This window comes from Campylobacter sp. JMF_14 EL1 (assembly GCF_027737585.1).
GTDB lineage: Bacteria > Campylobacterota > Campylobacteria > Campylobacterales > Campylobacteraceae > Campylobacter_B.
The window spans coordinates 86,455-107,475 of record NZ_JAOVTW010000001.1 but is presented as its reverse complement, the minus strand read 5'-3'; the positions used below and the strand labels follow the sequence as shown (position 1 = coordinate 107,475).

The 21,021-nt window shown below is 41.8% G+C and carries 26 protein-coding genes; 8 read left to right on the top strand and 18 right to left on the bottom strand.

Translation table 11 applies throughout. The annotated features are described in order from the left end of the window. Nucleotides 1-39: 39 nt before the first annotated feature. The 3 genes from OFN73_RS00555 to OFN73_RS00545 form a co-directional block, all read right to left on the bottom strand. Nucleotides 40-660 carry an HAD family hydrolase gene (locus tag OFN73_RS00555; protein WP_270861769.1) on the bottom strand — a complete coding sequence of 207 codons (621 nt, stop codon included), beginning with the start codon at nucleotides 658-660 and terminating at the stop codon, nucleotides 40-42. Beyond that, nucleotides 641-1,354: an SIR2 family NAD-dependent protein deacylase gene (locus OFN73_RS00550; RefSeq protein WP_270861768.1), complete on the bottom strand. Its 714-nt coding sequence runs from the start codon at nucleotides 1,352-1,354 to the stop codon at nucleotides 641-643. Before OFN73_RS00550 ends, OFN73_RS00555 begins: the two co-directional genes overlap by 20 nt. Nucleotides 1,355-1,476: 122 nt before the next feature. Next, nucleotides 1,477-1,809 (bottom strand): hypothetical protein, encoded by a 333-nt coding sequence (locus tag OFN73_RS00545; protein WP_270861767.1) that lies wholly within the window; start codon nucleotides 1,807-1,809, stop codon nucleotides 1,477-1,479. 201 nt (nucleotides 1,810-2,010) lie between these two features. Here OFN73_RS00545 and OFN73_RS00540 point away from each other — a divergent pair, with 201 nt between their 5' ends. The 4 genes from OFN73_RS00540 (at nucleotide 2,011) to OFN73_RS00525 (ending at nucleotide 5,746) form a co-directional block, all read left to right on the top strand. Continuing rightward, nucleotides 2,011-3,303, top strand: a complete 1,293-nt coding sequence (locus OFN73_RS00540; protein ID WP_270861766.1) for an O-acetylhomoserine aminocarboxypropyltransferase/cysteine synthase family protein — start codon at nucleotides 2,011-2,013, stop codon at nucleotides 3,301-3,303. Between the two features lie 9 nt (nucleotides 3,304-3,312). Further along, nucleotides 3,313-3,726 carry an RrF2 family transcriptional regulator gene (locus tag OFN73_RS00535; protein ID WP_270858939.1) on the top strand — a complete coding sequence of 138 codons (414 nt, stop codon included), beginning with the start codon at nucleotides 3,313-3,315 and terminating at the stop codon, nucleotides 3,724-3,726. Between the two features lie 44 nt (nucleotides 3,727-3,770). Beyond that, nucleotides 3,771-4,685: a cysteine synthase A gene (cysK, locus tag OFN73_RS00530; protein ID WP_270861765.1), complete on the top strand. Its 915-nt coding sequence runs from the start codon at nucleotides 3,771-3,773 to the stop codon at nucleotides 4,683-4,685. A 464-nt stretch (nucleotides 4,686-5,149) separates the two neighbouring features. Beyond that, nucleotides 5,150-5,746, top strand: coding sequence for a hypothetical protein (locus OFN73_RS00525; protein WP_270861764.1), 597 nt, complete (start codon nucleotides 5,150-5,152; stop codon nucleotides 5,744-5,746). Here OFN73_RS00525 and OFN73_RS00520 read toward each other — a convergent pair. The 15 genes from OFN73_RS00520 to cmoB all read right to left on the bottom strand — a co-directional run bounded on the left by OFN73_RS00520 (nucleotide 5,648) and on the right by cmoB (nucleotide 18,932). Further along, the gene (locus OFN73_RS00520) at nucleotides 5,648-6,016 is read right to left on the bottom strand and encodes a phosphoadenosine phosphosulfate reductase domain-containing protein (protein ID WP_270861763.1); all 369 of its coding nucleotides are present in this window, start codon (nucleotides 6,014-6,016) and stop codon (nucleotides 5,648-5,650) included. The two genes, OFN73_RS00525 and OFN73_RS00520, sit on opposite strands and share 99 nt — an antisense overlap. 388 nt (nucleotides 6,017-6,404) lie before the next feature. Continuing rightward, nucleotides 6,405-6,647 carry a hypothetical protein gene (locus OFN73_RS00515; protein WP_270861762.1) on the bottom strand — a complete coding sequence of 81 codons (243 nt, stop codon included), beginning with the start codon at nucleotides 6,645-6,647 and terminating at the stop codon, nucleotides 6,405-6,407. A gap of 7 nt (nucleotides 6,648-6,654) precedes the next feature. Then, a complete protein-coding gene (locus tag OFN73_RS00510; protein WP_270861761.1) occupies nucleotides 6,655-7,035 on the bottom strand; it encodes a hypothetical protein in 381 nt (126 codons plus the stop codon). A gap of 169 nt (nucleotides 7,036-7,204) precedes the next feature. Next, complete coding sequence (gene cmoA / locus OFN73_RS00505; protein ID WP_270861760.1) at nucleotides 7,205-7,909, bottom strand: carboxy-S-adenosyl-L-methionine synthase CmoA; 705 nt, start codon at nucleotides 7,907-7,909, stop codon at nucleotides 7,205-7,207. Beyond that, the gene (locus OFN73_RS00500) at nucleotides 7,899-8,819 is read right to left on the bottom strand and encodes a bifunctional riboflavin kinase/FAD synthetase (protein WP_270861759.1); all 921 of its coding nucleotides are present in this window, start codon (nucleotides 8,817-8,819) and stop codon (nucleotides 7,899-7,901) included. Before OFN73_RS00500 ends, cmoA begins: the two co-directional genes overlap by 11 nt. Then, nucleotides 8,801-9,316 (bottom strand): lipocalin family protein, encoded by a 516-nt coding sequence (locus tag OFN73_RS00495; RefSeq protein WP_270861758.1) that lies wholly within the window; start codon nucleotides 9,314-9,316, stop codon nucleotides 8,801-8,803. Before OFN73_RS00495 ends, OFN73_RS00500 begins: the two co-directional genes overlap by 19 nt. Next, nucleotides 9,317-10,021: a 23S rRNA (cytidine-2'-O)-methyltransferase TlyA gene (gene tlyA, locus OFN73_RS00490; RefSeq protein ID WP_270861757.1), complete on the bottom strand. Its 705-nt coding sequence runs from the start codon at nucleotides 10,019-10,021 to the stop codon at nucleotides 9,317-9,319. It abuts the gene before it with no gap. Continuing rightward, the gene (gene ligA / locus OFN73_RS00485; RefSeq protein WP_270861756.1) at nucleotides 10,011-11,957 is read right to left on the bottom strand and encodes an NAD-dependent DNA ligase LigA; all 1,947 of its coding nucleotides are present in this window, start codon (nucleotides 11,955-11,957) and stop codon (nucleotides 10,011-10,013) included. Before ligA ends, tlyA begins: the two co-directional genes overlap by 11 nt. 1 nt (nucleotide 11,958) lies before the next feature. After that, complete coding sequence (kdsB, locus tag OFN73_RS00480; RefSeq protein ID WP_270861755.1) at nucleotides 11,959-12,672, bottom strand: 3-deoxy-manno-octulosonate cytidylyltransferase; 714 nt, start codon at nucleotides 12,670-12,672, stop codon at nucleotides 11,959-11,961. Then, nucleotides 12,669-14,120, bottom strand: coding sequence for a threonine synthase (gene thrC / locus OFN73_RS00475; RefSeq protein WP_270861754.1), 1,452 nt, complete (start codon nucleotides 14,118-14,120; stop codon nucleotides 12,669-12,671). The genes kdsB and thrC overlap by 4 nt, the downstream gene beginning before the upstream one ends. 9 nt (nucleotides 14,121-14,129) lie before the next feature. Further along, on the bottom strand, nucleotides 14,130-14,978 hold the full coding sequence (argB, locus tag OFN73_RS00470; protein WP_270861753.1) for an acetylglutamate kinase: 849 nt from the start codon (nucleotides 14,976-14,978) through the stop codon (nucleotides 14,130-14,132). 14 nt (nucleotides 14,979-14,992) lie between these two features. Further along, a complete protein-coding gene (locus OFN73_RS00465; protein ID WP_270861752.1) occupies nucleotides 14,993-15,934 on the bottom strand; it encodes a tetraacyldisaccharide 4'-kinase in 942 nt (313 codons plus the stop codon). Further along, nucleotides 15,927-17,063 carry a DegT/DnrJ/EryC1/StrS family aminotransferase gene (locus OFN73_RS00460; protein ID WP_270861751.1) on the bottom strand — a complete coding sequence of 379 codons (1,137 nt, stop codon included), beginning with the start codon at nucleotides 17,061-17,063 and terminating at the stop codon, nucleotides 15,927-15,929. The genes OFN73_RS00465 and OFN73_RS00460 overlap by 8 nt, the downstream gene beginning before the upstream one ends. 8 nt (nucleotides 17,064-17,071) lie before the next feature. Further along, nucleotides 17,072-17,875: an NAD(+) synthase gene (gene nadE, locus OFN73_RS00455; protein ID WP_270861750.1), complete on the bottom strand. Its 804-nt coding sequence runs from the start codon at nucleotides 17,873-17,875 to the stop codon at nucleotides 17,072-17,074. 163 nt (nucleotides 17,876-18,038) lie between these two features. Continuing rightward, complete coding sequence (cmoB, locus tag OFN73_RS00450; protein ID WP_442868092.1) at nucleotides 18,039-18,932, bottom strand: tRNA 5-methoxyuridine(34)/uridine 5-oxyacetic acid(34) synthase CmoB; 894 nt, start codon at nucleotides 18,930-18,932, stop codon at nucleotides 18,039-18,041. 134 nt (nucleotides 18,933-19,066) lie between these two features. Between cmoB and OFN73_RS00445 the strand changes: the two genes are divergently transcribed. From OFN73_RS00445 to OFN73_RS00430, 4 genes are read left to right on the top strand one after another with little or no spacing between them, the layout of a single operon-like run. Beyond that, nucleotides 19,067-20,152 (top strand): transglutaminase-like domain-containing protein, encoded by a 1,086-nt coding sequence (locus OFN73_RS00445; protein ID WP_270861749.1) that lies wholly within the window; start codon nucleotides 19,067-19,069, stop codon nucleotides 20,150-20,152. Then, nucleotides 20,149-20,472, top strand: coding sequence for an aryl sulfotransferase (locus OFN73_RS00440; protein ID WP_270861748.1), 324 nt, complete (start codon nucleotides 20,149-20,151; stop codon nucleotides 20,470-20,472). Before OFN73_RS00445 ends, OFN73_RS00440 begins: the two co-directional genes overlap by 4 nt. Then, a complete protein-coding gene (locus OFN73_RS00435) occupies nucleotides 20,465-20,740 on the top strand; it encodes a heavy-metal-associated domain-containing protein (RefSeq protein ID WP_270861747.1) in 276 nt (91 codons plus the stop codon). The genes OFN73_RS00440 and OFN73_RS00435 overlap by 8 nt, the downstream gene beginning before the upstream one ends. An 8-nt stretch (nucleotides 20,741-20,748) precedes the next feature. Further along, a complete protein-coding gene (locus tag OFN73_RS00430; protein ID WP_270861746.1) occupies nucleotides 20,749-21,021 on the top strand; it encodes a cation transporter in 273 nt (90 codons plus the stop codon).

Sequence of the window (21,021 nt, the reverse complement as noted above, 5' to 3'; positions counted from 1 at the left end):
AAAATTTAGCGATTATAGCAAAATTAAATTTAATCCAAGCTAGAATTTATCGATAATCTCCCACGCCTGCTCTGGCGTTTTTGCGTTTTTTACGCCCTCTCTAAACTCGCCCATGCCCCAGCTTACTTGCAGATACTGGATATTTGCCCTTTTGGCGGCGAATTCGTCCTTTTTGCTATCGCCTAAAAAAATTGCTTTTTTAAATTTGCTATTTTTCAAAACTTCTAAAATCATAGCGGGATCTGGTTTGTGCGGCACTCTCTCGCTCTCGCCCACGATAAAGTCAAAAAACTCGCTTAGCCCCGTAAATTCGGCTATGCTAGCAAGGCTAGCTTGTGGGGCGTTCGAGGCTAGGGCGACGAAAAAGCCAGCATTTTTGCATTTTTTTAGCAAATCCAAAATCCCAGGATAGGGCAGGGCGAATTTGCGGTAATTCCCCATATACACAGCCATAAATTCAGCCCCTAGCTCCGCGCTCACGCTCTCTGTACCATATAGCGCGATAAAGGGGTTTTGTGCGGGATCGTTTATCACGCTCATTATGTAATCATGCTCCAAAGGTGCGAGATCAAGGCGATTTCTAGTGAAATTTATACTCTCGCAAATGGCCTTTTTGCTATCCAGTAGCGTGCCGTCCATATCAAAGATTATCGTTTTCATGCGCCTCGCCTTGCAAAAATTTTCTAATATCACTCTCCCATTTTGGCGCAGCGGTAACGGCACTTTGGGTGTAGCATTTATCGAAAAATTTATCAATTCGCGAGGCGTCAAGGTTGTTTAAAACGCTGATTTTAAAGTATCTTGTATAGCCTGCTACATCAAGCACTTCTCCGCTCGTGCCGATACAGACGAACATTTCGCACTCTTGCAACGCCTCGTATAAATCGGCGTAGTGCGGGGCTTGCTCGCCAAACATAACGATATTGTGGCGCATTTTTTCGCTCCCGCATTTTTCGCAAATTTGCCCCTTTATTGGCGCGTAGCCGATATTTTGGACATGCCCGCACGCCTCACAGCGAATTTCGGGCAAAAATCCGTGCAAATGAATTACACCCTCGCACCCAGCGCGTTCTAGCAGATCATCGACATTTTGGGTTTGCACGACGATAGCCTCGCCAAATTCTTTTTTTAATTTTGCGATTGTGTAGTGTGCTAAATTTGGCTCGCAACCTGCTAATTGCGCCCTGCGCTCATCGTAAAATTTAAGCACCTTCGCTCTATCTTTTAAAAACCCAGGCACCGAGCAAACCTCTGCCACGCTGTATTGCTCCCATAATCCGCCACTCTCCCTAAATGTGCGAAGCCCGCTAGCAGCACTCAGCCCAGCCCCGCTTAAAATCAATACTTTTTTCATTTTTTACTCCATAAATTTTATTTTTTTGCGGGGGGCGGCGCTCAGAGTTGCGATGGCCACCCGCCCCCGCGCCCTCACTAGGCCGACGCTAGTAGTGGCGCGCTTTGCGCGCTAATTTTACTTTAAAATTCATCGTTAAATTTGCCCTTGTGTTTTTCTTTTTTGTAAGTTTTTGAATTTTTGAGTTTTTCTAGCAAATTTGCCTCTTTTATCAGCTCGTCTTTGCCCTTGTGCGCCAAGACCGATTTTACGAAGTTTTCGAGCGATTTCGTGTAGGGCTGATCTAAATAAACAGCTTCTACTTTTTTTAAAACTTCGTAGTTTTTTATCACGCGAATTTTAAATAAATTTTCGTCAAAATCATCTCGTTTTAAAATCGAAATTGCCGATTTTGCGAAGCGCTCTAAGGCGCGGATGTATTTGATACGATCGCTTTTTTCATTTATTTGGCTCAAATTTTATCCTTTGAAATCAAAAGTGCGATTATACCAAATTTAGCTTTATTTTTTATTTTGCATATTTTTCCTATATATTATTAAAACTATATTTTTTTGAAACTGTTGCAAATAGGGGTTTTACAAAATATATTTTATCTATTGACTTATTGGTAAATATCTGTTATAATCTCCGAAAATTTTAAAATTTAAGGAGGAGAAATGGCGGAATTTAACTTCGAAACACTAGCAACTCACGCAGGATACAGCTCAAAAGAGGGTTATGGTGCAATGGCTGTGCCGATTTATCTAACCACAGCGTTTGACTTTGGCACGAGCGAGGAGGCGGCAGCTAGATTTGCTTTGCAAAAGCTTGGTCCCATTTATACGCGCTTAAATAACCCAACGGTCGATATTTTCGAGGCGCGCATTGCAGCATTAGAAGGCGGAGTTGCGGCGATTGGCACTGCTAGCGGTCAAGCAGCTTCGTTTTATGCGGTCGCAAATGTCGCAAGTGCGGGCGATAATATCATTATGGCGCAAAAGGTCTATGGCGGAACTTCGAATTTAATGCTCCATACGCTTAAAAAATTTGGCATTGAGACGCGTATGTTCGACGCAGACAGCGCGGACGATTTAGAAAGCTTGATTGATAATAAAACAAAGGCGATTTTCTTTGAAACGCTTTCAAATCCGCAAGTGGCAATTCCAAATTTTTATAAAATCATCGAAATCGCCGATAAATACGGCATTATCAGCATTGTGGATAACACAGTCGCCACGCCAGTGCTGTTTAATCCTATCAAAAAAGGCGCCGATATCGTCGTGCATAGTGCGAGCAAGTATATCAGCGGTCAAGGGCTAACCATCGCAGGTGCTGTCGTAAGCGGGGCTAGCACAAACAAAAAAATCCTAGCTAATCCAAGATATGCTGATTTCAACGAGCCTGATGAGAGCTATCATGGGCTAGTTTATACAGATTTGGTAGAAAATTTCGACATTTTCACGCTTCGAATTCGCCTTGGTTTGCTTCGCGATATCGGTGCGACGATGAGCCCATTTAGCGCGTGGCAGTTGATTCAGGGGCTTGAAACCCTAAGCGTGAGGGTTAAAGAACACTCTCGCAAAACGCAAAAAATCGCCGAATTTTTAGAATCTCACCCAGCGATAAAAAGCGTAAATTACCCAGGGCTAAAAAGTTCGCCATTAAATAAATTTGTGAGCGAAAATTTTACCGAGGGGCTATGTAGCGGGCTTTTGTGCTTTGATGCCGGAAGCAGAAAAGTAGCTGATGATATCATGCGAGAGGTGAAAATTTTTGCCGTTGTCGTAAATATCGGCGATAGCAAATCCGTCATCACTCACCCGGCTAGCTCAACTCACTCACAATCAAGCGACGAGGAATTGCTTAGTGCGGGCATTACTCCGGGGCTAATCAGGCTTAGCGTGGGGCTAGAAGACACTGACGATTTGATTAATGATCTTAAAAACGCAATCGAAAAAGCAACGAAATAAGGGGAATATATGGCACTTTTATCTACAAAAGGCGTGTATGGCTTAATGGCGATTTTAGAAATCGCCAAAGCTAGTGAAATTTCGCCGATTAGCATTAGCGAAATTTCAGATAGAATTTTGGTTTCAAAAAACTATTTGGAGCAGATTTTAAACGGCCTTAGAGGCGGTGGATTGATCGAGAGTATAAAGGGCAAAAACGGCGGATATTATCTCTCGCGAGATATCGAGGATATCACATTTGCCGATGTTTTCAAGGCTATGGAAAAGGACTTTAAACTTACAAATTTGAAGCTATTAAACCCAAATTTAGAGTTTTTTTTCAAAGAGTATGATGAAAAACTGCTAGAAATTTTTAACAAATCAATTAGCAAATTTGAAGAATACAAGGAAGAAAGCACTAAATTTTTGGATTTTAGTATTTGATTTAGGGCTGCGCGCAGTTTCACAACGATAAAAAAAGGAAAAAAATGAAAATAGCAAATGATGTAACAGATTTAATCGGCAACACTCCGTTAGTTAGGATTAATACCTTTTCAAAAAACGCGACAATACTTGCAAAAGCTGAGTTTCTAAACCCAAGCCACTCGGTCAAAGACCGTATCGCGTGGAATATCATCAAGGTCGCCTTCGTGCAAAACCTCATCAACAAAGACACAATCCTAATCGAGCCAACTAGCGGAAATACGGGCGTAGGACTAGCCATGGTAGCTGCGAAAATGGGGCTAAAACTAATCCTAACAATGCCAAGTTCGATGAGTATCGAAAGACAAAAGCTAATCGCGGCTTTTGGCGCGAAAATCGTGCTCACAGATCCGCAATTTGGCATGAAGGGTGCCGTGGATAAGGCAAACGAACTAGCCGAGGAAAACCCAAATTCCTTTATTCCAAGCCAGTTTGACAACCCAGCCAACCCGCAAGCTCACTACGAGAGCACTGGCCCTGAGATTTGGCGCGATACAGACGGCAAAGTCGATATCTTAGTCGCTGGATTTGGCACGGGAGGCACGCTAAGCGGGACAGCGAAATATCTCAAAGAGCAAAACCCTGATTTAAAGGTAATCGCGGTCGAGCCTGATTCGTCGCCACTAGCTAGTAGAGGGTGCGCCGGAAGCCACAAAATACAAGGAATCGGCGCAAATTTCATACCGAAAAACCTAAATTTAGACATAATCGATGAGTATATCGCGGTCGCAAATGGCGCAGCTTTCGAGACTGCAAAGACTTTGGCACAAAAAGAGGGCTTGCTAGTGGGCATTTCAAGCGGCGCAAATGTCTATGCGGCAAACATCGTCGCCAATCGCTTCGAAAATCGTGGCAAAATCATCGTAACTACGCTAAATGACACAGGCGAGAGATACCTTTCTACCGATTTATTCAAATAAAATTTAATCTCAAATTTGCGAATTTTGTAATTCGCAAATTTGCTTTTTACTACGAAAAATTCCAAACGCTAAATTCGCTGTCATTGCGAGCAAAGCGAAGCAATCCAGAGAAATTCCATAGCCTCTAATCTGTCATTGCGAGGCGACAAAGTCGCCGTGGCAATCTACGAGTTAAAAATTCCAAACGCTAAATTTGCAAAATTTTAAATTTCATAATTTCTGCCAAAACACTGCGCCGAAATTTTAAATTCGTAGATTGCTTCGAATTTGCTACGCAAATTCTCGCAATGACACTAGCGAGCAATTTTGTTTAATTTGTCATTGCGAGCGAGTGTAACGAGCGTGGCAATCTACGAGTTAAAAATTCCAAACGCTAAATTTGCGAAATTGAAATTCCATAAATTTACACATTATTATCAAAATTTGCGCTAGAATTTGGCTAAATTTCATAAAAAAGGAAAGTTATGAAAAAGTTTTTTGTTTTTTTGTTTTTGTGCGCTTCTTTGTGGGGCAAAATCAACATAAACGACGCGACTAGATACGAGCTAATGACCATTGGCGGGCTTGATGCGGGCAGGGCGGACATGCTCATAAACTACCGCAAATCGCGCGAAATCACAGATGAAAATCAGCTAAAAAATATAACCGGTTTTGGCGGTTATGATACGACTAGGCTCGCGCAAAATTTTGATTTGCAAGCCCTGCCAAAGCCAGAGCCTGTCCCAGAACCTAAAAAAGAGAGCGAACAAAACATAATCATAATCCAACCAGAAAAAAAGGTCTATGTAAATCACCCGCCAAGATACCGCTACGAACAGAATTTCGGCAATGGTATCACTATCATAGAGGAGGGCAATCTACGACGCAGACCACTACCGCCGCGCTACGAGGAGCACCGCGGGCGTCGCTTTGGCGCGCATGAGCAAAACAGAGTCGCCAAACCTGCGCCCGTGCCACAGCACCTAACTACACAAAGAGCTAAGAGCTCCCAAAATAACTGCGTCATGCGAAATGGAATTTGCATAAGTGGCGAAGTGCGCGCCAGAGGCGTGTGGAGATAGGCTATCTGACTTAAATTTTAAAATCAAGGGAAAATATGAGTAAATTAAGCATAAATATCGATATGGGCGCGAAATAGTGATTTCTCGCCCATAATTAGCCTTTAAATGGGCGTTAAATTTGGCTAGATATTCATACATGGCTGAGAATTCAGCCAAAGTGTCGTTAAAAATGATATAGTCGATAGGATAGCCATTTTTTAAGAGTAAATCCACCATAGCAGAGCTATCTTTGCCACCACTTAGACAGGCGAAATAATAAATTTTTGGCATTTTTTGTCCTTTTTGGTATAATGCCGGGAAACAAAAAGCTTTATATATCGCTATAACACCGAAATTCTGGCTATAAAGTAGGAAATTAAAAGGCGAGTTTGTGCGGTGCGCCTTAGCTTTTTGTGCCAGAGTTAGCCACTCTGGCTCCAATTTCCTTATATTTTTTTGACAAAATTATAAAAAAAATATATAATAACAATAAATTAAAGTAGCAATGCCTCAGGTAGTCAGAGGAGGAGGCGAAAGCCTTATTATGGTTGAGTGCAACTCTTAACTGCTACTTTAAAATTATTTTTTAAATCTAAAAGTTGATGGCGGTAACATAGTAGCCGGGAAGTGTCCGCTCGACGGGTAGCAGTTCGTATTGTGGGTGCAACTCCCACCGCTTTTAGATTTTAATATAATTCGCTTCATTTATATTCTCTTTGCTTACTTTTCCAAGCGTTATTACTATATTTTTTGTTTTTGTTTTTAGTTTATAGTTTAATTGAAGCACAATTTTATTAATTTTTGTTTTGTCTTTTTCGTCATTAAACCAAAAAATTATATTTTTCTTTTTTGTATCGATAGTTTTAAATGTATTGTTGTCCGCTAAAATTTGCAGGATTTGTTTAATCTCATCAATTCGCAAGCCTTGATTATACTCGTCTTTTCTTTTTGGTGAAAAATGTGTTATTTTGCTTTTTGTTACTATAATTTCGTTTGTTTCTAAATCTATCCCTAGAATTTCTTTCATTTTTTCTTTCACAAAATCGCTTAATTCGCCGTTTTTGATAGAATTTATAGGTGTTTTTGTTTTCTTTAATTAACATTTCATCGATTGCATGGCTTAGCTCTTTTGTGTAGTTTTGAATTTTAAAACCACTAGCTAGCGCTTCGCTTAAATTTGGCGTGGTTTTGCCTAAATTTGCTTTTATAATTTTGTCGTTTCGCTCGATTTTCGCCATAGTGTCGCGCTGTAATTTTTCGCTCGTGCTAGAACTTGCCACTATGCTTGCGAAAGCCAGGCTCCGCGACATTTAAAAGCCGTTTTGTGGTGGGCTTAAAGCCGTAAGTGTCTAGCTCGCTATTTGAAAGTTATTTTATGGATTTAAAGTCATTTAAAATTTTAACTTTCCAGATTGCAATAAATTTGCAAAACACAAATTTTCGGGGCAGTGTTACCAAAAAATAAGGGGCAAAATTCGCCTATTTTCTCGCCATGAAAACAGCGAAATTCGCCCATTTAAAGATAATTTCCACGCTGGCAAATCCAGCATTAAGCGCGAGCGTTTTGTTCTCGCTCTCTGTGTATGGGATCAGCACATTTTCGAGCGCTTTGCGCTTTTGGGCGATTTCAAACTTCGAATAGCCTTGATTTTCTTTGTAATTTTCGTAAATTTCAATCATATTTTTGCTAAGCGTTTTATCCTCATAAACGAGCTTTTCAGCGAAAATCAAAACCCCGTTTTCGCCCAAATTTTCATAAATTTTGCGCATAAATTCCGCCCGTTTTATCGGGCGAATAAACTGCAAAGTGTAGTTTAAAATCACGGCGTCAAAGCCCTTAAAATCGCACTCTAAGATATCTTCACACGAAAATTTTATCTGCGCGCCAAAAGCAGCGGTTTTTGCCGCGGCGATTTCTAGCATTGCTTCGGAGTTATCCACGCCAAAAAGTGCCAAATCAGGGCGCATTTGATACAAGCTAAGCAAAATCCCAGCCGTCGAGCAGCCAAGGTCTATGGCTTTGGCACCATGAGCCAAAATCCGTGCCAAAAGCTCGCAAACAAGCTCGGAGCTTTGTTTGTAAAACGGTACCGAGCGCGAAATCATATCATCAAAGACGCTAGCGACGCTTTTGTCGAACTCGAACTGCTTTTTTATCGGCGTTTTGAAAATTTCATCTTTCATATTTGTTTCCTAAAATTTCCCTAGCAAGGGCGATGTCGCTTGAAATTTGCGCTTTTAATTCGCCTAAATTTGCAAATTTTTTGTTTTCGCGGATAAATTTGATAAATTTCACGCTCGCACGCTTTGGCGTGAAATTTGCGCCAAACTCCCCTAAAATGTGCGTTTCTATGGCGAAATTGCTATCCGTGCTGACCCTGTGCCCTATAAAAGATACGCTTTTGTAAATTTTGTTTTTTACCCTGCACAGCGTGGCATAAACGCCAAATTTTGGCATATAAAACTCGCTAGCATCCAGATTTAGCGTCGCAAACAGCTCCTTTGCACCAAGACCTTGACCGCTGATGACTTTGCCAGAGATTTCATACTCCCTCCCCAAAAACTGCGCCGCCTTCTCGCACTCGCCAGCGTTTAAAAACTCCTTAATCAGCCTCGTATGCACGCCCACACCGTCGATTTTAAACTCGTCGATTATGAGCGTTTCGCCGGCGAAATTCGCGCGCAAAAACTCTGCGTCGCTGGCTCTATTTTTGCCAAATTTAAAATCATTTCCGACTACGATTTTTTCCAAATTTGGAAAATTTGCGTTTAAAAGCGCGATAAATTCGGCTCCGCTTAAATTTTTCACCTTAGCTAAATCGCAGTAAAAAATCTCTTTTTCGCAAATTTGGCTAATTAGGCTAGGTGGCGTGAGTTTGGGCGCAGTATCAGCGATGACTATGATTATGCCGCCATGCTCGCCAAGAGCGTCAAAAAGCTTTTGATGAGCCCTGTGAAATCCGTCGAAATTGCCGATAGCAAGGGCTTTAATCTCGCTTTTTTTCGCTCCATTTAAATTTAGAAATTTCTCGTTTTCGCCAAATTTGGCTAGGATTGAAATTTCGCTAGGCTCACTCATTTTTGCTTCGTCCATACGATTTTTTGGGTGTCATAGCCACTTTCTTTGGCTTTGTTTAGGTAGATATTTTTGATGAGTTCGGGCATGGTTTTGGTGCGCGAAAGCATATAAAGCTCGCCTGTGTTTTCGCCAAAAATGAGCGCGTAGCTGTAATCCACATCGGTTTGAGCGACGCTAAAATTGGCATTTTTTATCATGCCTTTGCGAACTAAATTTCCCTCGGATTTTTTGCCTACAAAGGCTAGTTCTTCGCTAGATAATTTGATTTTTCCGCTTTGGCTTTGGGCTGATTTTAGCATATTTATCGAGCCGTTTTTATCGACGAAAATCTCATAAGCTGTGTTTTCTAACTCGCCCCCAAAGCCCTTGATATGGGCTATCTCATACCAACCACCGCAAAATTTAGCTATGTCAAAATCCCGCGTGATAGGCGCGTTTGGCGAAATGCTTTTGGCGCACGCCCCTAGGAAAAATATAGTTAAAGTTAAAATTAAAATTTGTTTAAATTTCATCTATTCTCCTTTTTTATAATGATAGAAAAACTCCTGATTTCCCTCTTTGCCTTTGATTTGACAAGGGAGTTTTTGTATCATTATAAGCCCCATTTTAGCGCAATTTAACTCAAATTTCGCCATTGCTTGCTCTACTAGCTTTTGATTTTTTATGACGCCTTTTTTATCTCGTTTCGCGCCCACGCCGACTTCGAATTGCGGTTTGAAAAGCAAGATTATATCGCGCGAAGCAAGGCGCAAAATACTAGGCAAAATTTTCTCAATCCCGATAAAGCTGACATCGCAGGTGATTAGCTTAAAACTCGTTTGGCTTTCAAACTCCCTGATATCGGTGTTTTCGCGCACGATTACACGCGGATCATAGCGTAAGCTATCATCTAGCTGTGCGCTTCCCACATCAAGGGCTACGACCTCGCTTGCGCCGTATTTTAGCAAAATTTGCACAAATCCGCCCGTCGATGAGCCGATATCTAGGGCGCGCACGCCAGTGATATCAAGCGAAATTTCATCTAAAAATCCCTTTAATTTCAGCGCGCCACGGCTTACGAAAATTTCGTCTGTCGCGCTAATCTCGCCACTTGCTACTTCGGCTGAGAGCTTGTCGCAAATTTCGCCATTTAGCAAAATTTTGCCCTCTTTAATGAGATTTTGGGCTTTGTTTCGGCTGATTTTTAGAGCCTGGGCCACGAAACTATCAAATCTCACGCGCCATTTCCTCGAACTCATCTTCGCTTAGTGTGCGCACGCCAAGAGCATTTGCCTTATCTAGCTTGCTTCCAGCCTCGCTTCCATAAATCACAAAATCGGTTTTGGCTGATACTGAGCCCGAAACCTTTGCGCCCATTTGTAAAAGGCAGTTTTTGATCTCATCTCTGGAGCGCGACATGGTGCCAGTAAGCACGATAGTCTTGCCTGTAAAGGCGGTTTGCGTGGTTTTGCTCTTAGAAATTTGTGGATTTATGATTGTGATTAAATTACGAATTTTTTCTTCGTTTTCGGCGCAAAATTCGCAAAAACTCTTTGCCATAGCCTCGCCAAAATTTTCTAAATTTAGCACCTCTTCAAAGCTAGCTTCTAGCCATTTCTCGCCAAAACTCTCGGCGATTTTGCGCGCTGCGACCTCGCCTATATGCTCGATACCAAGCCCGCTGATGAAGCGATAAAGCTGCGCGCCCTTGCTCGAATTTATAGCGTTTAAGAGATTTGAAATTTTTTTATCTTTAAAGCCTTCAAGCCCCGCAAAATCAGCTTCGCTAAGCGCGTAAATATCGGCGATTTCGTTAATTTTGCCAAGGCTATGAAGCAAGCTAATCGTAGCCTCGCTTAGCCCTTCGATATTCATACATTTTTTTGAGCAAAAATAGATCAAAGCCCCTACAATCCGTGCTTTGCAACCCAAATTTTGACATTTTATCAAGGCGCCCTCATCGAGCAGACCACCGCCACATACAGGACACGCGCTAGGGCGAGTTATGGGCGTTTGCGAGCCGTCTCTGCGCCCAGCAAAGACGCTTGTGATTTTTGGGATTACATCGCCGCTTCGTATAATTCCCACAAAATCGTTTTTCATCAGCCCCAAACGCTCGATTTCATCGAAATTATGAAGCGTAGCGTTGCTGACATTTGCTCCGTCGATATTGACGCTTTCGACCACCGCCACAGGGGTGATTGCGCCCGTTCTACCTACTTGCAAAACAATGTCTTTTAGCCTTGTAACCTTTTCGATAGCTGGGAATTTATACGCTACCATGAAACGCGGAAATTTCACGGTGTATCCCAGCAAATCGCACTTTGCGACATCATTTATGCGAAGCACCATGCCATCTAACATCAGATCTTTTTTATCGCGCAGGGCGTGCAAATCCTCGTAAGCCTTGCGGATTTCATTTGCACTCGCGCAAATTCGCCTAAAATCGTCTCTCTTAAAGCCAAGACTTCGCACAAACTCCATAATCTCGCTATGGCGTGTGAAATTTAATCTATTTTCTCCCACGCCCCAAGGTATGAATTGAAGTTTTCGCCTTGCTACAACCGCGCTATCTAGCTGGCGAAGGCTTCCAGCTGCGGCGTTGCGCGGGTTTGAAAACAGCACTTCGCCATTTTGCGCGCGCTCATCGTTTAGAGCGTCAAAATCGCTTTTAGCAATCAAAACTTCGCCACGAATTTCGATTTTTTCGTTATATGGGATTTGAAGTGGGATAGATTTTATCGCTCTTGCGTTAGCGGTTACATTTTCGCCGATTTTGCCGTCCCCACGCGTGGCAGCAGAGATTAAAATACCGTCTTTGTAGGTCAAATTTAGGCTAGCTCCGTCAAATTTCGGCTCGACATAAAATTCTAAATTTGTCTTTTCGCCACGCCCAAGCCACGCCAAAAGTTCGCCGTCGTTAAAGATATCCTCCATAGACCACATTTGCGCGCCGTGAGAAAGCTTTTCGAAACCCTCGCTAAGCTCGCCCCCGATACGCAAAGTAGGGGAGTATGGCAAAATTTGCTCTGGGTGGGCGCGCTCGAAGATTTCGACCTTGCTATATAGCGCGTCGTATTCTTCGTCGCTAGCGATTGGATTATCCTGCGTGTAATACGCTCTCGCCCATAAATTCAGGGTTTGGACAGCATTTTTGTATTCGTTAAAATCCATTTTATTTCCCAAAAATTTTCAGCGCTTTTTCATAATCTTCTTGCGTGTCGATTCCGACGCTGTTTGTAGCAATTTGCAACATTGCGATTTTTTTGCCAGCACTTAGGGCACGAAGTTGCTCTAATTTCTCGGTATTTTCTAGCACGCTAGGCGGTAGGGCGCAAAATTCGCGCAAGGTTTTTGCGCTATACGCATAAATTCCAATATGCCCCAAATAGTCCTTGAATTCGGCTCTTGGATAAGGTATCGGCGCGCGTGAAAAATAAATCGCAAAGCCGTGGTTGTCCAAAATCACCTTGACTAAATTTGGATCTTGCGCGCTTGTGGGGTCGATTTTTTTGTAGCAACTAGCCATAAATGCGCCGTTTTTTATCGCGCTGGTGGCAAATTCTTTAAATTTAATTAAATTTTGTGTCTCAAAAAACGGCTCGTCGGCTTGGACATTGATTAAAATTTCATCATCGCCTAAATTTGCGTTTTTCACAGCTTCGTTTATTCTATCTGTGCCGCTTTGGTGGTTTTGATCTGTCATAACGGCGTGAAATCCATAATCCTTAGCGATTTGCAGGATTTTTTCATCATCGACTGCGATTAGCACGCTATCGACTTTGGCGGCGTTTTGCGCTGTTCTGATAAACATCGGCACACCGGCAAATTCGCATAAAATTTTGTTTTTAAACCTAGTTGAGGCTAGGCGGGCAGGTATTATAATCATAGTTTTATCCAATCAATAATCGTGTTTTTAATCTCGTTTTGCTCGATTATGCTCGTGTGAATTTCAGGGCTGGCAAAAAGGCGTGAAATTTGCGCTGGAATATCGCTTTTGAATTCTTTTGAAAGCGCGATCATATCGGCCTTTTCGTCTTCGCATGGGCGAGATTTTATCGCTTTTATCATCGACGGGGTAAATTTTATCCATTTCGCCGTAGAAACGATAAGTGTCGGTGTATCGCCACCTAAAAGCTTGAAGCAGTTTGCAGTGTGTGGGTCGATGAGACGGCCGCTACTGCTAGCTTCTTTGATAAATTTCGAGCACTCATCATCGCTTGTGAAACCGGCCTCAAATTCGCTTTGAAGCTTAGTAAGCTCATCTTTGCTAAGGGCGTAGAATTTATCTTGCGCAAGGCTAGCCATAAGCTCTTTTGTGCGTTTATCGCCGAATAAATCAGCCAGCACGCGCTCGACATTTGAACTAATCAAAATGTCCATTGCAGGGCTAATCGTGCTAATTAACTCTCTGCCACGCAAATCGTAAATTCCAGTTTTAATTAGATCAGTTAGGATATTGTTTGCGTTGGAGGCGATTTTGATTTTGCCAATATTTGCCCCCATTTTTTTGGCGAAATACGCACCAAGGGCGTTGCCGAAATTTCCGCTTGGCACGATTACATCAAATTTATCGTGTGCGCTAAATTTTGGATTTTTGCTAAATTGCACGCTAGCGTAAATGTAGTAGATGATTTGAAACAAAATTCTGCCGAAATTTACAGAATTTGCCGCACTTAGGCAAAGATTATTAGCTTTTAGCTCGTTTTTAAAATCATCATCGCTAAGTAGCGATTTTAACGCTCTTTGCGCGTCGTCAAAATTCCCTTTAATGCCTAGAATTTTTAAATTTTTGGCTGATTGTTTTACCATTTGTTGGCGCTGAATTTCACTCGTCCCGCCAGCTGGATAGAGGCAGACAACCTTGATATTTGGGTCGTTTGCAAATGTTTCAAGCGTAGCTGGGCCAGTATCGCCACTAGTAGCGCAGATTATGAGGTATTTTTCATTTCTTTGCGCCGCTAGCTCGCCAAGAAGTGCGCCAAAAGGTTGAAGCGCCATATCTTTAAAAGCAAGTGTTGGGCCGTGATAAAGCTCCAAAATATAGGTGTTATCGTTAAATTTAGAAATTTCAAGCGGCAGGGCAGGGTTTTCGAAATTATCATACCTAGCAAGAGCGGTTTTGAAAACCTCCGGCGAAATGTCGAAATCTAGGGCTTTTATAAGCTTTAAAGCGATTTGTTTGTAGCTAAGCTCTTTGCACTCACTCCAAAATTCAGGTGTAAGTTTTGGCAACTCGCGCGGTGTATAAAGTCCGCCAAATGCAGCACTCGGGCTTAGTAGTGCGTCGCTAAGTGTGGCGCTGGCGCTAAAATCTCGTGTGGAAACTAATTTCATAAATTCTCCTTATCTAATCAAACTTCCGATACCAGTATCAGTGAAAAGCTCTAATAAAAGTGAGTGTGGGATTTTGCCATTTATTATGTGAGCGGCCTTGGTGCCTGTGTTTATGCACTCCAAACAAGCATCGATTTTAGGTATCATACCGCCACTAATCGTGCCGTCTTTTTTCAAAGCCGAGATCGAATTTTCATCGAGTTTGCTAATGAGTTTGCCCTCTTTATCTAGCACGCCATCGATATCGCTTAGAAAAATCACTTTGTCGGCTTTTAGGTAGCTAGCAATTTTGCTAGCGCAAAGATCTGCGTTTATGTTAAAGCTGATATTTTCGTCATTTTCACCCCCAGCAAGTGGCGCGATGACAGGCAGATAATCGCGATCTAGCAAATCATAAATGACTTTTGTATTTACATCTGTGATTTCGCCTACGAAGCCGTATTTTTCGCGGTCTAAAAATTTCGCCCTCAAAAGCGAGCCGTCCTTGCCACTAATGCCTATGGCAGGGGCTCCGTTTTGGTTAAGAAGCGCGGTGATTTCTTTATTTACAAGTCCGCTTAGCACCATTTCGGTTACTTCGATAGCTTCTTTGCTTGTTACGCGCAAACCATCGCAAAATTCGCTTTTGATATCCAGTAAATCGAGGGTTTGGTTGATTTTTTTGCCGCCGCCATGCACGACGATGACCTTGATACCAACCATGTGCAAAAGCGTGATATCGCGGGCGAAATTTAGCTTTAAAACCTCGTCGGTTTGGGCTGCGCCACCGTATTTGATGACGAAAATTTTATCGCGAAATTTGCGGATATAAGGTAGGGCTGAGATGATAATTTCTGCGATTTGACTTGATTTTATCATTGTTTTCTCCAAATTTAGTGGTTTAGTTTGCTAGTAATATAGGCTTTGATTTGGTTTTTGAAATTTTCGCTAAGCGTGGTTTTAAGCTCGATTACGCTGATATTTAGCCCGAAATTTTCGAGCTTGACGAAATCTTTGGCGGTGCAAATGATATGCGTGGCACTAGATTTATGAAGTAAATTTTGAATTTCATCTTTTGTAAAATCATAGTGATCTGGGAAATAAAAACTAGCTTTGGCGTGTTTTTCAAACTCTTTTAGACGCCATGGTTTGGCGATTGCGCTGATTAAAATCGTATTTTCCTTATCGGTGTGTGGATTTGGGAAATTTGAAATTTCACTCGTAGATTTTATATCGTCCAAACTTGGGATAAAATCTGCGAATTTGTAGAAATTTGGCGGATAGCGATAGCCTGCGACTGGCAGTGGCAAGGGCAAAAGTGGCGAATCACTAGGGCGCAAAACAATTTCAAATTTTTCTATATGAAATTTAGAAAATCCATCGTCTAAAATCACGAGAGCAAAGCCATCTTTTTTGGCCTGCATTATGGCATTTTCGCGGTTTTCGCTCACAAGAACGCTTGCGTTTTTTAGGGTTTTGGCATAGAGCATGGCTTCATCGCCACTGGTTTTTATGTCGCATAAAATTTCGCCATTTTTCGCCACATATTGTAGTCCGTGGCTTTTGCGGCCGTATCCACGCAGTATTATGCAAGTAGGAATCTCGGGGCTAAATTCTGTAAAAATCGCCCCCACAAGCGGAGTTTTACCGCTTCCGCCAAGGGTTAAATTTCCCACGCTTACTACTGCTATGCCATAATCTTTGGGCTTAATTAGGGCGCGCCTAATCATCTGAATAAAGCCAAAAATGATTGAGAGTGGAAGCAAAAAAAATGAAATTATAAGCCAAATAACGCCCGGATCGTATAAATTTTTTTCGAGCCAAATTTTAAACACGGCTTCTCGCAATTTCTATAATTTTTTCGCAGATATACGCCACATCGTCATCGCTAAGCGAGGCATAAATCGGCAAAGATAAAATTTGCTGATAATTTTTTAGCGCATTTGGGAAGTCATTGACCTTGTAATTATACTTGGATTTGTAGTAGCTTAGCAGGTGCAATGGCACATAGTGAAGCCCCACATCAATGCCCCTAGAAATCATTTCGCGCGCGAAATCATCGCGGTTTTTGTCGATTTTGATGATAAATTGTGTGTAAATATGCTCCGCACTATCGGTAGGAAGCTCGATATGAGGGCAATTTTCCAAGGATTTCCTAAACATTTTTGCGATATTTTGGCGACGCTTGATAAAACTATCTGTTTTTTCTAGTTGCGATAGCGCAAATGCCGCATTTATCGAGTTTAAATCATATTTTTGACCGATACGATCTACATTGTAAGTAAAGCCTAAATTTCCGTCCTCATAAAACGCTTCGCCTACAATTCCGTTATTGCGCAAAATTTTGGCAGAATTTGCCAAACCTTCGTTGTTTGTGACGAAAAATCCAGCCGTAGAGATTGCGTCTTGGGCTTGTGGATTTATCTGAAAGCACGAAAACAGCGAGTTTTCAAACGAGCCGATTTTTTTGCCCTTGTATGTAGCACCTGTGGCCCTAGAAGCGTCATCTATGATAGTGATATTTTCTTTTTTAGCGATTTCGTAAATCTCGTCCATATCGGTTACGAGCCCAGCTGTGTGCGAGATAAAGGCGCATTTTAGCTTTTTGTGTCTGTTTAGCTCGATAGCTTTTGTAAAGCTTTCAGGGGTGATATTAAAGGTGTTGGTATCGATATCTACAAATATCGGCTCAGCATCAAAATGCCTAATAACCGCCGCTACATGCGGAAATGAATTAACTGAGCATAAAATTCTATCTCCGCGCTTGACGCCAAGTGTGCAAAGCGCAAGATGAAGCGCAGTAGTGCCACTAGTAGTGGAGATCGCGTAATTCACGCCAAAATACTCACAAATTTTGTTTTCAAAAATTTCTGAGTATTTTATTTGTGGATTGTGAAGAGCATTTAGTATAAGCGATTCTTCTTTATCATCAACCTGCGCTTTAAAAAAGGGTATTTGCCTCATGTGAAATCCTAAGCATTAGGATCTACTTGTGCTACATTTGGCATGCGTAATTTAAAGCTATTTTTTATCATTCTATTTGTGATAAATTTGCATAAATCAGCGTTGTGATTCGAATCAAGCAAGTATGCTAAATCATCTTTTATAATCTCTTTGCCGCCTCTAATTTTTTCGCGAAGTTCAGGGCGAGAGAAGATGTCTCTAAGCACGCTATCAAGGATATCATAGCTATATCCAAGCTCTCTTTCGTCGCTTTGGTTTTCCCACAAATCAGCACTCGGAGTTTTTGCGATTATGTTTTCATTAATTGTAAGTGCTTCGGCAAGTTTGCTTACTTTTGTCTTTAAAATTTCGCCGATTGGGTTAAAGGCACACGCTAAATCACCATAAATCGTGCTATATCCTAGCATTCTTTCGCTCAAATTTGTTGTTCCGACTACGACTGCGCGGTGTTTTGCGCTGTAATCATATAATAATCCCATGCGAACTCTTGTCGCAAAATTTCCGGTTCTTAGCTTGTCTGCGCCAGTATCAAGCGAAGCGAAAGCCTCCATAAATGGGGCGATTTCTTGGATTTCGTAGTCTATACCAAACATATCGCAGTGCTCAATCGCATCGCCTAAATTTGCTAAATTTGAGCTAGGCATAGGCATGATTAGGGCGTGAGTTGGGATCTCTGTTAGGGCGCATAACGCCGATACTACGGCACTATCAAGTCCTCCGCTGACTCCGACTACGAAAGCGTCTGCTCCTGTTTTTTCAAGTTCTGTGGCCAAAAAATCGGTCAAATATGGAATTAAATTTTGAGCGTTCATAGAAAACCTTTGTAAATTATAAACTAAACTTTTAATTCTACCAATATTAAACTAAAATTAAGCTTTAAAAAAGAGAGAAAAATTTGATTAAAATTTATGATTTATTTGCAAATTTCGCCAAATTTGACAAAATACGCAAAATTATTTGTAAAATTTTGCGTATTTACAGGCTGATTTTGACATAGACTCGTTTCGGGGCAGGGTAACCCTCGATAGTGAGATTTGGGTTTTTTGGATCTAGGAAATTTTCCAAGCTCTGGCCGTCAATCCACTCGGTTTTTCGCTGTTCGTTAAAATCAGTTTGTTTGGTTTCTAAAATTTCAAAATTCTTAAATTTCGCCCTTTCGCACCAGTTGCTAAGTGCGCCGATAGTGGGCACGAAGTAGATATTTGAGATCTTAGAATACCCGCCCTTTGGTGTAAGCGCGAAATCCCCGTCCATATCTATATACATCGTATCTAAAATCACCTCGCCACCGCTATTTAGCGCAGATTTGAGCTGTTTTAGCATAGAGATAGGATCTGAGCGATGATAAATCACCCCAAGGCAGAAAATCGTGTCAAATTTCGCCCCATAAAACGGCAAATGCTCCACGCCAAGCGGCTCAAAAATCGCCTGCGCGTGCATAAAATGCTGTAAAAACAAAAATTGCAGATAAAATAGCGCGCTAGGATCAAAGCCCGTGACGCTACGCGCGCCAAGGCCTAGCATACGATACATATAATAACCATTATTGCACCCCACATCTGCGACATTTTTGCCCGCCAAATCAATATGCCCTCTTAAAAGGTTAAATTTGATGAAGCTTTGCCACTCGCTGTCGATAAAAAGCTCATTTAGCGCGAAAGGCCCCTTGCGCCAAGGTTTTAGTGATAGTGCAATTTGCCTGATTTGCTCCATTTGCTCTTCGTTTGCGTCAAATTTCGCACTTATGGTATTGCCAAAATTCACCTCGCAATCAAATTTTGGCAGAGCATTAATCGCGCCTAAAATTTCGGCGTTTTGAGCGTTTTCTAGTTTTTTTAACATTTCGTTTTTTATGGTAGTTAAATCCATTTTTCACCCTAAATTTCATAAATTTTGCGCCATTTTATCAAAGCAAATTTAAAAAAGCAATTTTAAAGCGTTAAAAGGATAAAATCCCGCCTTTTAGAGCCAAGTTTGGTTAGATTATTCAGGAATTTTTTCAAATGAAAAGACGAGATTTTTTCAAATTTAGTAGTATTTTAAGTGTCGCTAGCTTCGCTCCTAGCGTGGTTTTGGCTGATGTGAGCGCCAAAGAAGCCGAGCAAAAAACGCGCAAATTTAGCGTTAGTTTAAAACACGCTATCAAAGAGGTCGGCAACGAGAGCAGGGTATGGGTCCCGCTCGTGCTTCCTAGCGATTTTCAGCAGGTCATTTCGCACTATAAGGTCGGCTCAAACGCAGTGGAGAAGTTTATCGCTGAGGGCGAAATTCCGACATATTATGCGAAATTTAGCGGAAGCGAAACTCCGATACTTGATATCAGTTTCGATGTGCAAACCACAGAGCGAAATACCGATTTTTCGAAGGTAAATTTCAACGAAAACGAAAAATTAGCTCCCGAAATCGCTAAATTTTTGCAGCCAACTACGCAAATTCAAATCGACGGCGTGGTTAAACAAAAATCAGATGAAATCGTAGGAAATATCAAAGGCGATTTAGAAAAGGCTAGGGCGATTTACACCTGGGTGGCAAACACCATGGAGCGCGATAACAGCGTGCTTGGGTGTGGGTTAGGCGATGTGAAGCAAATCCTAAGTAGCGGTAAATTAAGTGGCAAATGCACCGACATAAACTCAGTTTTTGTGGCTTTGGCGAGGGCTGCTGGGATACCTGCGCGCGAAATGTTTGGTATAAGGGTTGGAAAATCACGATTTTCAGGTCAAATGGGCGCAGCACCCAAAGATGACGGATTTAGCCATATTTCGGGCGGACAACATTGTAGAGCTGAGTTTTATCTCAAAGGATACGGCTGGATTCCAGTAGATCCTGCCGATGTCACCAAAGTCAGACTTGGCGAAAAACTCACAAATGACGACCAAAAAATCGCGCAAATCCGCGAATATCTCTTTGGCAACTGGGAGATGTGCTGGATAGGGTTTAATTACGGCAGAGATTTCACGCTAAGTCCGCGTCCAGCGCAATTTCCGATAAACAATTTCGGCTATGTTTATGGCGAAACGGACGGACAAACGCTAAATTACTACGACCCGAAAGAATTTAGCTACGATTATAAAAGTCGCGAATTTTGAGTAGGCTAAAATTTATCGCACTGGCGATTATAAGCGCATTTATGGCGACTTTGTGCTGTTTGCCAGCGCTTTTGTTTTTGCTTTTTGGGGTGAGTTTTTCGGCGCTTTCCTTTACGGACGAGCTGGCGAGATTTCGCCCCATTTTTACGGCGATTTCCATTGTTTTTTACATTGCGAGCCTGTATTTTGTGCTATTTCGCAAAAACTCATGCGTTATCGGCGCAGGTCGCAAAAAATGGTATTTTATTTACATTTTAAGCGGAATTTTGATATTTTTACTTCTATTTTATCCTGAAATTTTAGGGAGATTTTATGCGTAAAATTTTAGTTTTATCACTCGTTTGTGGCGCGCTTTTTGCACAGCGCGAAATCGAAATCCAAGTCGGAAAAATCCATTGCAACCTATGCGCAGCTTCGATTAAATTCGCCTTGCAAAAATGCGAGGGAGTAATCAGCGTCGAGGCCAAAGAGGGCGAGAAAAAAGTGGTCGTCATCGCCGAAGATAACGCCGATACGAACGCTATGATCGAGGCTTTGAAAAACGCAAAATACGAAAAAGCCAAAATTTTAAGTATTAAACAAAAATAAGGAAATTTATGCGTAAAATTTTACTATTATTTGCCCTTGTTAGCGCGGTTTTCGCCGATAGAGAGATTGAAATTTATGTAGAGAAAATACACTGCCCGCTCTGCACGCAAATGGTGCGAAAGGCCCTAAGCGAGTGCGATGGCGTAATCAGCGCGCGCGTGGAGTTAGCAACTAAAACAGCCAGCGTGCTAGCGCGCGATGATGCCGATACTAAGGCAATGCTTGAAGCGATCGCAAAGACCACTTACGAGGGCAAAATCGTAAGTGATAAGCGAAAATAA

Excerpts from the sequence above, each read along its gene's own strand:
- OFN73_RS00540 (WP_270861766.1), top strand. The coding sequence starts at position 2,011 with ATGGCGGAATTTAACTTCGAAACACTAGCAACTCACGCAGGATACAGC.
- OFN73_RS00510 (WP_270861761.1), bottom strand. The coding sequence starts at position 7,035 with ATGTCGCGGAGCCTGGCTTTCGCAAGCATAGTGGCAAGTTCTAGCACG.
- kdsB (WP_270861755.1), bottom strand. The coding sequence starts at position 12,672 with ATGATTATAATACCTGCCCGCCTAGCCTCAACTAGGTTTAAAAACAAA.
- OFN73_RS00435 (WP_270861747.1), top strand. The coding sequence starts at position 20,465 with ATGCGTAAAATTTTAGTTTTATCACTCGTTTGTGGCGCGCTTTTTGCA.
- OFN73_RS00535 (WP_270858939.1), top strand. The coding sequence starts at position 3,313 with ATGGCACTTTTATCTACAAAAGGCGTGTATGGCTTAATGGCGATTTTA.
- nadE (WP_270861750.1), bottom strand. The coding sequence starts at position 17,875 with ATGAACGCTCAAAATTTAATTCCATATTTGACCGATTTTTTGGCCACA.
- cysK (WP_270861765.1), top strand. The coding sequence starts at position 3,771 with ATGAAAATAGCAAATGATGTAACAGATTTAATCGGCAACACTCCGTTA.
- OFN73_RS00555 (WP_270861769.1), bottom strand. The coding sequence starts at position 660 with ATGAAAACGATAATCTTTGATATGGACGGCACGCTACTGGATAGCAAA.
- OFN73_RS00445 (WP_270861749.1), top strand. The coding sequence starts at position 19,067 with ATGAAAAGACGAGATTTTTTCAAATTTAGTAGTATTTTAAGTGTCGCT.
- OFN73_RS00500 (WP_270861759.1), bottom strand. The coding sequence starts at position 8,819 with ATGGACGAAGCAAAAATGAGTGAGCCTAGCGAAATTTCAATCCTAGCC.
- OFN73_RS00550 (WP_270861768.1), bottom strand. The coding sequence starts at position 1,354 with ATGAAAAAAGTATTGATTTTAAGCGGGGCTGGGCTGAGTGCTGCTAGC.
- OFN73_RS00430 (WP_270861746.1), top strand. The coding sequence starts at position 20,749 with ATGCGTAAAATTTTACTATTATTTGCCCTTGTTAGCGCGGTTTTCGCC.
- ligA (WP_270861756.1), bottom strand. The coding sequence starts at position 11,957 with ATGGATTTTAACGAATACAAAAATGCTGTCCAAACCCTGAATTTATGG.
- argB (WP_270861753.1), bottom strand. The coding sequence starts at position 14,978 with ATGATAAAATCAAGTCAAATCGCAGAAATTATCATCTCAGCCCTACCT.
- OFN73_RS00460 (WP_270861751.1), bottom strand. The coding sequence starts at position 17,063 with ATGAGGCAAATACCCTTTTTTAAAGCGCAGGTTGATGATAAAGAAGAA.
- OFN73_RS00520 (WP_270861763.1), bottom strand. The coding sequence starts at position 6,016 with ATGCCAAAAATTTATTATTTCGCCTGTCTAAGTGGTGGCAAAGATAGC.
- cmoB (WP_442868092.1), bottom strand. The coding sequence starts at position 18,932 with ATGGATTTAACTACCATAAAAAACGAAATGTTAAAAAAACTAGAAAAC.
- OFN73_RS00495 (WP_270861758.1), bottom strand. The coding sequence starts at position 9,316 with ATGAAATTTAAACAAATTTTAATTTTAACTTTAACTATATTTTTCCTA.
- cmoA (WP_270861760.1), bottom strand. The coding sequence starts at position 7,909 with ATGAAAGATGAAATTTTCAAAACGCCGATAAAAAAGCAGTTCGAGTTC.
- thrC (WP_270861754.1), bottom strand. The coding sequence starts at position 14,120 with ATGAAATTAGTTTCCACACGAGATTTTAGCGCCAGCGCCACACTTAGC.
- OFN73_RS00525 (WP_270861764.1), top strand. The coding sequence starts at position 5,150 with ATGAAAAAGTTTTTTGTTTTTTTGTTTTTGTGCGCTTCTTTGTGGGGC.